This window comes from Natronococcus sp. (genome assembly GCF_047921035.1).
Taxonomy (GTDB): domain Archaea; phylum Halobacteriota; class Halobacteria; order Halobacteriales; family Natrialbaceae; genus Natronococcus.
In genome coordinates, this window is sequence record NZ_JBLRWX010000105.1 from 1 (window position 1) to 10849 (window position 10849).

The window sequence follows — 10849 nt, forward strand, 5'->3', positions numbered from 1 at the left end:
GTCTCCTCGACGCGCGCGGAGAGCAACTGCTCGAAGCGGTCGATCGAGAGCCCCTCGGTGTCGATGTAGACGGCCGTCTCGCCCGCGACGGCGGTCTCGACCGCGGCCGACAGCGCGAGGTTCGTCTTGCCGGCGGCCGGCGGTCCGTACAGCTGCGTGACGGTCCCGCGCTCGAACCCGCCGCCCAGCAGCTCGTCGATCGGCCCACAGCCGGTCGGAATCGCCTCGTCGTTCACGGGCGATATTGCTCGCCACCCCGCAAAAACCTCCTGAAATCCGCCCCGACCGACGGCGGTTCGCGTACGTTTATTCGAGCCGGGAGCGAAGGACGACCGTGATCGTCGTCGCCACGTCAGATTTCGAGGTGTACCACGGCGTCGTCAACGAATTGCGTGAGCGCGGCGCCGCGTTCACGACCGTCGAGCCCGACGAGCCGCTGCCGGAGGAGACGACCGTCGTCGTCACCGGCGCCGACTACGCCGACGCGTTTTCGAACGTGACGACGGTCGTCGCGGATCCCGATGCGCCCCGCCGGGCAGTCGATCAGGCGCTGACGACCGCCCGGTGCGAGGGCGGTCGAACGATCGTCGGCGTCGACCCCGGACGGAAACCCGGCATCGCCGTGCTGGCGGGCGAGATGGTCGTCGCCGCGTTCCAGGTCCCCCTCTCCGAGGCCGTCGACGTCATCCAGCGGGAGGTCGCCGAGGCCGCCTCGCCGGTCGTTCGGATCGGCGACGGCGCCCGGCTCCAGAGCTCGACGCTGATCAACGACCTCGAGGACGTCCGCGTCGAACTCGTCGACGAGACGGGGACGACCCCGTACCTCGGCACCGGCGCACGCGGGATGGGCGACGTGCTCGCGGCCGTGAACATCGCCCGCCTCGAGGGCGAACCGGTCGAACGCCGCGAGATCGAACCGACCGCGGGCGAGCTGCAGATGATCAAGGATCGGGCCCGCGAGCACAGCGAGACGAACCGGGCGATCGACGAGGGACTGGCCCGACGGGTCGCCGCGGGCGAACTGACGATCGAGGAGGCGCTGACCCGCCACCGGGACGACGACGGGACGACCGACGAATCCGGCTCCTGAGTCCGCGTTCGCCCCGACCCGCGGTGAACGGACCCTCGAGCATCCCACTATATTACTAACTCCCAAATAATCAAATTAGCCTGTATTTTCAAATTTCCATAAAGATAATATGGTTGGAAGATATGAAAGTGTGTATGGGTGAATGGAACCGACGATCGGTGATGGTCTCGAGCGCGGCGCTCGCAACCGGAACCGCCCTCGCTGCAGCCGGAACGAGTAGCGCGAACGAATCCCCCGACGCCCCCGCAGCCCCCGACCTGTCCGAACCGAACGGCTGGTCCTCACACGGCGGGACGATCGGAAACTGTCGACACGTCCCCTCGAGCGCCGGGCTCGAACGACCCGACGGGGTCGCCTGGCAGTACGACCGCAGCGGGCCGGCCGCTGTCGTCGGCGGCGCCGTCTACCTCCAGGCCGACGGCGAGATCCACTCGCTCGACGCCGCCGACGGGAGCCGCCGATGGACGGCCGACGCGATCGACGCCGCCGGGACGCCGGCGGTCGCCGACGACGGCGTCTACGTCGCGGGCGATGGGCTCGCGGCGCTCGAGGCCGAAACCGGCGAGGTGCGCTGGATCGAGGCGTTCGACGGCGCCGAGTCAGTCTCCTCGCCCGTCGTCGCCTTCGAAACGGTCTACGTGAGCGTCGACGGGGTGTTCCGTGCACACGACGCGACCGACGGGTCGCTCCGCTGGGAGCACGAGGCCGTCGAGGTTGAAGTCGAGAGCGAGGCCAGCCGGGTCGCCTACGGGTTCCACTCGAGGAGCGGAACGGTCGCCGTCGCCGACGGGACGGTCTGGGCCCTGCTCGACAGGCGACAGGCTGAGTCCGGCGGGGGTTCGGACGGGATCGCCGCGCTCGATCCGACGACGGGCGAGGTTCTGTGGACGGGCCCTCTGGAGTCGGGCCGGACCGCAAGCGGGCTGGCGGTCACCGAGGACGCCCTGTTCGTCGAAACGCCGAGCGAGGAGGGGATCGTCGTCTTCGACGTCGCCTCGAGGGAGATCGTCGACACCGTCAGCGACGCCTTCGACAGCGCGGCCGTCGGCGAGACGGCGGTCACCCACGGCCGGTACACGCTCTCGAGCACCGGCGCCGACGCGCCGTGGAACGATCGCGAGACCCACGCCTACGGCAAGCCGACGATCGTCGGCGATCTCGTGGTCGTCGCCCACAGCCGTCGAGGGCGATCGTCGCCCGACGAGATCGTCGGCTTCGACCTCGAGGACGGGAGCGAACGCTGGACGTTCGCGTTCGACGACAGTCACTGGAGTGACGGGTTCCCGATCGACGCCGTCGTCGACGGAGAAACGATCTACGTGGACAGAGACGGGCAGTTTACCGCCGTTCGATCCTCGTAGTCGCTCGCGACTCCGAGCCGAGATGGTTCTCGCAGCGAAGAACCGGACGTACTTCTATCCCGGGCCGTCGTAGACGACGGTATGTACGGAGCCGTGCCCGACCGCACCGCCGAACTCGCGCTGTTGCTCGAGGTCGCGGGGACGCCCAAACCGGGCAACGTCGATCGCCACCGCGACCTCGAGGACTTGCGGTTCGAACACTTTCTCGCCGGAGCCGTCGGCGCCCGCGACGGGCTCGAACTGGCCGCGAACGGCGCCGCCGTCGGCCCCGCCTTCGAGCGCGCGGTCGAGGGGATGGCCGCCCAGGAGGGCGGCAACACCCAGTTCGGCGCGCTGCTGTTGCTCGTCCCGCTGGTCCGGGCGGCCGGCGACGATCTGTCACAGCCCGTCGTCGAGGGCGTCCTCGAGGGGACGACCGTCACCGACGCGGCCGCGTTCTACCGGTCGTTCGAGCACGTCGACGTCTTCGTCGCCGACCCGCCCGAGGGAATGGCCCCGCTCGACGTTCGGCGCGGCGCGGCGGCGGTGCCGACCCTCGAGGAGCGCGGGCTCACGCTGCTGGACGTGATGGACCGCAGCGTCCCCGGCGACGACGTCGCCCGCGAGTGGGTCACCGGGTTCGAACGCTCCTTCGCGGCAGCAGAACGGCTCGCCGACGCCGAGGGGCCGATCCTCGAGCGGACCGCCGCAGTGTTCCTCTCCCTGCTCGCGGAGCGACCCGACACGCTCGTCGCGGACCGCAGCGGCGAGGCCGTCGCGGCCGAGGTGACCGAACGGGCGGCCGCGCTGGTCGAGCGCGACGCCCTCGAGACCGATCGCGACGCCCTCGAGGCGTTCGCCGACGAACTCGTCGACCGCGGGATCAACCCGGGGACGACGGCCGATCTGACCGCGGCCGGACTGTTCATCGCCCTCGAGCACGAAACGGTACCACTGTGACCGACCGCCCGGAGCCGACGTGGAACGGAGACGCGAACGCGAGCGCCGACCCCGACACCGTCGAGTGGCCCGTCTCGCTCGCGGGCGTCACGGAGTCGGTCGTGACGACCCTGGGGCCGAACGATCGGTGGAACGCCGCCCCGCTCGGGCTGTTCGTCGGCGACGAAACCGACGATCCCGTCACCGCGAGAACCTGGGGGAACACCCGCACGCGACGGAACTTCCACCGCCAGGGCGAGGGGTACGTCCAGTTCACCGTCGACCCCGTCGTCTTCGCCGACGCCGCGCTCTCGATCAGCGAGTTCGACGAACCAATCCTCGAGTCGGCGAACGCCTGGGCGCGCGTCGCGGTCGAGCGGGTCGACTCGGGGACCGAGGGCGACACCCGCTGGGAGGAGTGGGAGCTTCGGCCCCTCGAGGCCGACGTCGTCGCCGAGATGGTGCCGACAATTGACAGGGGGTTCGGCGCCGTGATCGAGGCGACTGTCGCCGCCTCACGTCTGGGCGTCCCGGCGTACGACCAGGAGACGCTCCGGGATCGCCTCGAGTACGCCGCCTCGGTCGTCGACCGCGCCGGGGGTCCGCGCGAGCGGGAGGCCCTCGAGCGCGTGCGCGAACACGCCGAGTGGTGACGACGGATCCACCGGGCCGCCGAAGAACGAATGGCTTTAGGGCGCGCTCGGAAAACCAATCTGTATGGCAATCAAACCGGCCTACGTCAAGAAGACCGGGAACCTCCTGCTGGAGCGGTACCCGGAGGCGTTCACGACCGACTTCGAACAGAACAAAGACAGCGTCACGAAGCTGACGAACGTCGAGTCCAAGGGCGTTCGTAACCGCATCGCCGGCTACGTCACGCGGAAGAAAGGCGCCGAAGTCCCCGCGTAACTCGAGTTCTTACCCGGAAAATCGGAGACGAGAGTCGATAGCGTCGCGTCGGTCGGTCGAAGAGTGGAGTGGAGTGGAGTGGAGTCGAGTGGAGTCGAGTCGAGGATCGGTTCAGTGCCCGTGGTCGTCGCCGTAGCCCGAATCCATGTAGGCCGCGGCGACGAACGCGACGATTCCGAAGAAGAGTCCGAACAGCAGCCCGACCATCCCGGTGACGATCGAGAGCTCTCCGGCGAGCGGGAGGCTCATCTCCTGGTACCCCATTACGCCGAAGGCGATCCCGAGCAGGACGGCGAGCGCCGAAACGACCGTCGCGCCGATGCTGAATCGGGTCTCGAACAGGCCGCCGAGTCCGGCCGTCGAGTTCGTCATCGGGACCACCTCGAGCGGGGGGTGTGGGACGCTGCCGGTGCGGTACCTGAGTCGCGTCGGCGTCGGTAGTACTGCATCGGTCGATATGACCGACTCCGTTTTCTTAATCTCTTCTATACGGCCGTCTGCGAGCCGACAGTCTCCGACGGACGGCAGCAGTCGCGGAAATCCAAACCGTTTTGCGGACACGACCCCGAGAGACGGGAAAATGGCAGTACGAGTAGGCGTACTCGGCGCAACCGGAGCCGTCGGACAGCGACTGATTCAGCTTCTCGATCCCCACCCCGACTTCGAGATCGCTGCACTGACCGCGAGCGAGGACAGCGCCGGCAAGAGCTACCGGCAGGCCGCGAAGTGGCGCGTCGAGGGCCCCATTCCGGACGACGTCGCCGACACGACCGTCTCGGCGACCGACCCCGACGAGGTCCCCGACGACGTCGACCTCCTCTTCTCGTCGCTTCCCTCGAGCGTTGGCGCCGAGGTCGAGCCCGCGTTCTGCGAGGCGGGGTACGTCATGTCCTCGAACTCCTCGAACGCGCGGATGGCCGACGACGTCCCCCTCGTCATCCCGGAGGTCAACGCCGACCACCTCGACTTGCTCGAGGTCCAGCGCGACGAGCGCGGCTGGGATGGCGCGATGGTCAAGAACCCGAACTGCTCGACGATCACGTTCGTCCCGACGCTGGCCGCGCTCGCGGAGTACGGCCTCGAGTCGGTCCACGTCGCCACCCTTCAGGCCGTCTCCGGCGCGGGCTACGACGGCGTCTCCTCGATGGAGATCATCGACAACGCCATCCCCTACATCGGCAGCGAGGAGGACAAACTCGAAACCGAATCGCGCAAGCTGCTCGGCGAGTTCGACGGCGCCGAACTCAGCCACAACGGCGTCGAGGTCGCCGCCTCCTGTAACCGGATCCCGACGATCGACGGCCACCTCGAGAACGTCTGGGTCGAAACCGAAGCGGAACTCTCCCCCGAGGATGCGGCCGAGGCCATGCGGGAGTACCCCTCGCTCGAGCTTCGCTCCTCGCCCGACCAGCTCATCCACGTCTTCGACGAACCGGACCGACCCCAGCCCCGCCTGGACCGCACGCTGGGTGACGGGATGGCTATCGCCGCGGGCGGACTCCGCGAGTCGTCGTTCGGCCTGCAGTACAACTGCCTCGCGCACAACACGATCCGCGGCGCCGCAGGCGCGAGCGTTCTGAACGGCGAGTTGCTGCTCGAGAACGGCTACCTGTAGTCGCAGTCGCCGATCGACGGTCCGTTTTCAGCCTGCGGCCGCTATTCGTCCCCGTCGTACCGAGCTCTCGCCGGCGACCGCACGGTGTCAAAACTCCGATGGGACCCCCATCACAGTTTGGCGAGGCGCAAAAATAGGATCGACCCCAACGACGGACGATGCTTCCCGTCATCTCCGATCCGGAGTCGTTGACCGCTCCGTCGACCGGAGCCGCCGACGAGACGAGCGCGACGTTCGATCTCCTCGCGAGCTACCGTCGCCGTCTCGTTCTTCGGTGTCTCGCGGAGTCCGACACGCCGGTTTCGGTCGACGATCTTACGGACCGCGTGGTGAGCACGGAGGACAACCCCGAGAGCGGGTCGGTCGCCAGCGTCGGCGACGCGGTCGTCGGACGGCGCCGCCGCGTTCGGCTCTCGCTTCACCACGTCCACCTCCCGAAACTGGCCGAGGCCGACGCGGTCGACGTCGACTCCGGGGCGAACGCGGTCTCGCTCGGCGAGAACGGACCGACGCTTCTCGATCGCCTGAGTCGAATCGACGAGTGAGCGCGGTCGATCGTCAGGACTCCGCCTGTGGCAGCGCGACGACCGGGACGGACGCCTCCTTGACGAGCCGACGAGCGACGTCTCCCGTGAGTAGCTCCGAGAGGCGGTTCCCCTCTCGAGCGTTGAAGACGACGGCGTCGGCTCGCTCCTCGCGGGCGGCCTCGAAGATCCGCTCGACGACGTCGGTGCCGTACAGTACCTCCGTCTCGACCGCAGCAGGCGACTCGTCGAGGACGCCCCTGATCCGCTCGAAGATGTCGTCGGCGTGTTCCTCGCGCTGTTCCATCGAAGCCTTGTCGATCCCGCCACCCGCTTTCTCGATGACGTTGACGGCGATCACCGTACTCGAGGGCTCGAGATGCCCGCGTAGCGCTCGAGCGGTTCGTTCGCCGTCGTCCGGATCCGCCGCGGGGACGATTACCGTCCCGTCGAACGTCAGCGTCATCTTCCTGTCCTCCGTTTCGGTCGACCCGTAGTGGATCGAATCAGCCGCCTCGGTCGAACGATCGTGCTCGATGCCATACTCGAAGGTCGGTGTCCGTGAGCCAAAAAGGTACAGTCGGAACTCGCGAGCCTCGGCCGGAGTCGGAGCCCGCTCAGGGAACGACCTGGTTCCGGAGTTCGTCGTCGCCGTCGTCGAACCGGCGAACGTTCTCGGCGACGATGTCGGCCAGTCGATCGTAGTATCGGGGCGTCTGCCCGGCGTTGTGGGGCGTGATCTGGACGTTTCCGACGTTCCACAGCGGGTGGTCCTCGGGCAACGGCTCGGGATCGGTGACGTCCAGCGAGGCGCCGCGGATCCAGTTCGAGCGCAGCGCCTCGAGCAGCGCGTCGGTGTCGATCACCGGCCCCCGGGCGACGTTGACGATCACGGCCTCGGGGTCGAGCGTGATCATGACGTCGCGGTCGATCAGCCCGCGGGTGAGATCGGTCAGCGGACAGGCGAGCACGAGGTAGTCGGTTCGGGCGAGGGCGTCCTCGAACGGCTCGTCGTCGAAGCCGACGACCTCGTCGGTCGGCCCGCCCTTCTCCGGGCTGTAGCGGACGCCGATCGTCTCAACGTCGAACGGCTCGAGGCGCTCGGCGGTCGCCCGTCCGATCGCGCCCAGGCCGACGATGGTGACCGTCGACCCCTGCAGCTCGTGGGCCTTGTAGTGGCGCCACTCCCGGCGGCGCTGTCTGCGCTCGGCGACGTGGAACCGGCGGGTGAAGTGCAAGATCGCTCCGAGGACGTGTTCGCCCATGTTCGGGCCGTGGACGCCCGATGCGTTGGTCACCGCGACGCCCCGTTCCCGAAGTCGGTCCAGGGACAGATGACCCGTCCCCGCGTAGGCACAGGCGAACACCTCGAGGTTCGAGGCGGCCTCGAGCAGCTCCTCCTCGAGGGTCATCCCGGTGACGAAGCGGGCGTCCTCGATCAGCTCGCGCTCGGCGGTCGGGGTGCGGGCGAGCTCGACGGTTCGATCGGGAAGCCGATCCCGGAGCGTCTCGGCGTACCGTTCGATCGGCGTTCCGTGAGTTCCCTTGCGCAGGACGAGCAGATCCGTCCCGTCGGTAGCGGACATGGTGGGTGCCTCGAGCGGTGTCGTCAAAAGCGTTCAGTTCGCGGGGAGTACCGCCGCCGGCGATCGATCCGAACTTCAGACAGTTTAATACGGCCCGTCCAGTCCCAACGACATATGGAACGCGTTGACGTCGCGATCGTCGGCGGCGGGCCCGCAGGCGCCTGTGCGGCGGAGCGAGCCGCCGCACACGGCGCCGAGACGGTGCTGTTCGAACAGGGTGTCCCGCGGGAGGACCGCGACGAACTCGGCCCGGACTCGACCGATGCGGCCGGCATGCTCGACTACTGGATCGATATCATGGACTTCGACCATCGGGAGATTCCCGACGACGTCATCCTCCGGGAGCTTGAGGCCACCGAGTTCGTCGGGCCGTCGAGCCGGCTCGAACTGACGACGACGGGGATGGAGGCCGACTACCCCAGGTTCGGCTACACCTTCCACCGCGCCCGGATGGACGACTGGCTCTACGAGCGAGCCGAGGACGCCGGTGCCGATCTCCGGGTCGGGACCGGCGTCAAGTCCCTCGACACCGACCTTCGTGCCTCGAGTCCGAAGGGGCCGACCCACACGCTGACACTCTCGGACGGGAACCAGCTCGAGGCCCAGTACGTCGTCCTCGCGGACGGTCCCCAGCGCCGGATCACCCTCGAGGCGCTGGATCAGTTCACCCCGCCCGGACGGAGCGTCTCGGATCACCTCTCGCCGCCGGAAGCGAACCACATCGCCTACCAGGAGTACCGTGAGTTCCCTCCCGAGCTGTTCGAGGAGTTCGAGGACACCCTCAAATTCTGGTGGGGGTACATGCCGGGCGAGACCGCCTACCCGTGGGTATTCCCGAACGACGGCACCGTCGCCCGCGTCGGCCTGACGATGCCGATCGGGATGAGTCTCGAGGACGTCTCCGACCCTGCTTCCTACGCACTTCTGGAACCGACCGACGACCAGCTCCCCTCCGGTGCCGAGTACATCCGCCGACTGCTCGAGCGCGAGTACGGCGACGAGTACGACGTCGAGGAAGACATCCCGATCGTCGAGGACCGCGGGAAGTCGAAGGGGACCGAGACCTACCCGATCTCCTCGACGCGGCCGATCGACTCGCCCGTCGGCGCGAACATCGCCGTCGCCGGCGGAGCGATGGGGACTACGTCGGCGTTCCACGAGGGCGGCTACCACGTCGCCGTCCGAACGGGCAAGATCGCCGGCCGGCTGGCCGCAACCGACTCCCTCGAGAGCTACAACGACGTCTGGAAGCGCGCGATCGGCGACGAGATAATCCGCAACGTCGCTTTCGCCGACATCGTCGCCGAGTACGAACCCGACGACTGGGACCGTGCGTTCGAGATCGTCAACGGCATGCAGGGCTCCGGAACGGACACGGCGATCCTCGAGCAGACCTACTCCGCGGGAATCGGTGCGACGAAGCTGCTCGCGGCCTACAAGAAACGCAAGTTCGCCTACCGTGACGGCCGCTACGTCCAGCTCTCCGAGGACGAGTACTTCTACTGAGCGAGACCGACTCGAGGAGTCGGTCTGGCGACGAATGACGGACGATCAGTCGGCTGGGTCTCGGGACGAAACCGTCTGTACGGACTGCTGCTCCCGTTTTCCGGGCCAACCGCGTTTCCGTTCGCAACTGCCTCGGATCCGTCTTCCAGCAACTCGTCTCTACGAGTACACCGACGACCCCGGGATGCAGGACATGCTCTCGCATCTCATCACGCGCGACACGCTGCACCAGAACCAGTGGCTCGCCGCTCTGGAGAGCCTCGAGGACCCGGTTTCGGTCCCGGCGAGTTTCCCGCAGGAAACGGAGAACCAGGAGGTCAACTACGCGTTTATGCCGTCCAGACGGGATCCGCAACCGGATACGCCCTAGACGCAGGGTGCGGCCCCGGACAGCAAGGGCGAGTTCTCCTATCCCGACGAACAGCCCGGTGATGGCTCCGGTATCCCGCCGGTGCCGGATCCGAGCACGCACAGCGTTCCCGAAAAGAAAGACGGCTAACGGCTTCCACTTCGCTCTGCCTCGAGCACTCGTCGTGTGACAGCAGCGTTCGCGGTCGGAAACGTCGCGCGGTCAGGTGGTACCGTCGTATCGCCGTCCCGAGACCGAGTCGTCCAGCAACCGGCACCGAGACTCGCGAACAAGACTTAAACGGCCCACCGACCTACTACGAACGCGTGCCTTTAGTCCCCGTCCGAGCGAACCCATTCGGGTGCGATGACAGTACGGCGAACCCGGGCACGTGATATCTCGACCGTGACGGTCCACCGTCACACCTGGGGACCGAGTCCCCCGCCCGGCACGAGGGTTAGCCAGCCGACACGGCACGCCGCCACGGGATGACGCTGGACGTTAGTGTTCCGGGCGACAGTTCAGTTCTCTCGAGTGACTACACCGACGAGCAGCGACAGCGTGGAGCCGTCGAGGCCGGGCGAAGAGAACGTCGCTCCGAACCCTCGTCAGGTCACTCGCTCGAGGTTGCGGCCCCTTCCACCAGGGGTTCGGTGTAGAGAACCGAATCCAGCGGTTCCTCGTCGGGAATCGGTCCCTCGTCGAGTGTGCGAGCGCGTCTGATCTCATCGCGCATCGACTCGAACGTCGCCGTGCTCGTGACGTCCCCGCTTCGGCGATCGTACTCGAGGAGTCCGTGTTCGGCGAGTCGAGGGAGGTGATCGTGTATCAGCGACGTTTTCACAGGACGTTGCTCCCGCTCGGACACCGAATCCAGCGAAACCGATCGCTCCCAAGCAGTTATTTGACGACTCAATTGTTCGACGTTCGTATGTTGATTCTTCAAAAAGTAGTACGTGACGTATCGGCACCGAGAACGTGACAACAGTTC

Annotated in this window: 13 protein-coding genes and 1 pseudogene; 9 read left to right on the plus strand and 5 right to left on the minus strand. The window is 67.3% G+C overall.

Annotated features, from left to right (window positions below; all coding sequences use genetic code 11):
* Positions 1-236, minus strand: a 236-nt coding sequence (locus tag ACNA7R_RS16890; RefSeq protein ID WP_416284704.1) for an ATPase domain-containing protein, incomplete at its 3' end; no start/stop codon positions are given.
* Between the two features lie 98 nt (positions 237-334).
* Between ACNA7R_RS16890 and ACNA7R_RS16895 the strand changes: the two genes are divergently transcribed.
* The 5 genes from ACNA7R_RS16895 to ACNA7R_RS16915 all read left to right on the plus strand — a co-directional run bounded on the left by ACNA7R_RS16895 (position 335) and on the right by ACNA7R_RS16915 (position 4278).
* Entirely contained in the window at positions 335-1090 is a 756-nt protein-coding gene (locus ACNA7R_RS16895) for a hypothetical protein (RefSeq protein WP_416284705.1), read from the plus strand.
* Positions 1091-1224: 134 nt separating this feature from the next.
* Positions 1225-2451, plus strand: coding sequence for a PQQ-binding-like beta-propeller repeat protein (locus ACNA7R_RS16900; RefSeq protein ID WP_416284706.1), 1227 nt, complete (start codon positions 1225-1227; stop codon positions 2449-2451).
* Between the two features lie 81 nt (positions 2452-2532).
* On the plus strand, positions 2533-3390 hold the full coding sequence (locus tag ACNA7R_RS16905) for a triphosphoribosyl-dephospho-CoA synthase (protein ID WP_416284707.1): 858 nt from the start codon (positions 2533-2535) through the stop codon (positions 3388-3390).
* Positions 3387-4022: a DUF447 domain-containing protein gene (locus ACNA7R_RS16910; RefSeq protein ID WP_416284708.1), complete on the plus strand. Its 636-nt coding sequence runs from the start codon at positions 3387-3389 to the stop codon at positions 4020-4022. Before ACNA7R_RS16905 ends, ACNA7R_RS16910 begins: the two co-directional genes overlap by 4 nt.
* Positions 4023-4086: 64 nt before the next feature.
* Positions 4087-4278 carry a 30S ribosomal protein S17e gene (locus ACNA7R_RS16915; protein ID WP_005559773.1) on the plus strand — a complete coding sequence of 64 codons (192 nt, stop codon included), beginning with the start codon at positions 4087-4089 and terminating at the stop codon, positions 4276-4278.
* A 111-nt stretch (positions 4279-4389) separates the two neighbouring features.
* Here ACNA7R_RS16915 and ACNA7R_RS16920 read toward each other — a convergent pair whose 3' ends face one another.
* Positions 4390-4650, minus strand: coding sequence for a hypothetical protein (locus ACNA7R_RS16920; RefSeq protein ID WP_416284709.1), 261 nt, complete (start codon positions 4648-4650; stop codon positions 4390-4392).
* A 208-nt stretch (positions 4651-4858) separates the two neighbouring features.
* Here ACNA7R_RS16920 and asd point away from each other — a divergent pair, with 208 nt between their 5' ends.
* Positions 4859-5893: an aspartate-semialdehyde dehydrogenase gene (asd, locus tag ACNA7R_RS16925; protein WP_416284710.1), complete on the plus strand. Its 1035-nt coding sequence runs from the start codon at positions 4859-4861 to the stop codon at positions 5891-5893.
* 158 nt (positions 5894-6051) lie between these two features.
* Positions 6052-6438: an ArsR family transcriptional regulator gene (locus ACNA7R_RS16930; protein ID WP_416284711.1), complete on the plus strand. Its 387-nt coding sequence runs from the start codon at positions 6052-6054 to the stop codon at positions 6436-6438.
* Between the two features lie 13 nt (positions 6439-6451).
* Here ACNA7R_RS16930 and ACNA7R_RS16935 read toward each other — a convergent pair whose 3' ends face one another.
* Positions 6452-6883: a universal stress protein gene (locus tag ACNA7R_RS16935; RefSeq protein ID WP_416284712.1), complete on the minus strand. Its 432-nt coding sequence runs from the start codon at positions 6881-6883 to the stop codon at positions 6452-6454.
* A 151-nt stretch (positions 6884-7034) separates the two neighbouring features.
* Positions 7035-8003, minus strand: a complete 969-nt coding sequence (locus tag ACNA7R_RS16940; protein ID WP_416284713.1) for a D-2-hydroxyacid dehydrogenase — start codon at positions 8001-8003, stop codon at positions 7035-7037.
* 114 nt (positions 8004-8117) lie between these two features.
* Here ACNA7R_RS16940 and ACNA7R_RS16945 point away from each other — a divergent pair, with 114 nt between their 5' ends.
* Positions 8118-9509: an NAD(P)/FAD-dependent oxidoreductase gene (locus ACNA7R_RS16945; RefSeq protein ID WP_416284714.1), complete on the plus strand. Its 1392-nt coding sequence runs from the start codon at positions 8118-8120 to the stop codon at positions 9507-9509.
* 139 nt (positions 9510-9648) lie between these two features.
* Positions 9649-10008, plus strand: a pseudogene (locus ACNA7R_RS16950) (manganese catalase family protein); the annotation flags it as partial.
* A 463-nt stretch (positions 10009-10471) separates the two neighbouring features.
* Here the strand turns inward: ACNA7R_RS16950 and ACNA7R_RS16955 are convergent.
* Positions 10472-10702 carry a hypothetical protein gene (locus tag ACNA7R_RS16955; RefSeq protein ID WP_416284715.1) on the minus strand — a complete coding sequence of 77 codons (231 nt, stop codon included), beginning with the start codon at positions 10700-10702 and terminating at the stop codon, positions 10472-10474.
* Positions 10703-10849 lie beyond the last annotated feature (147 nt).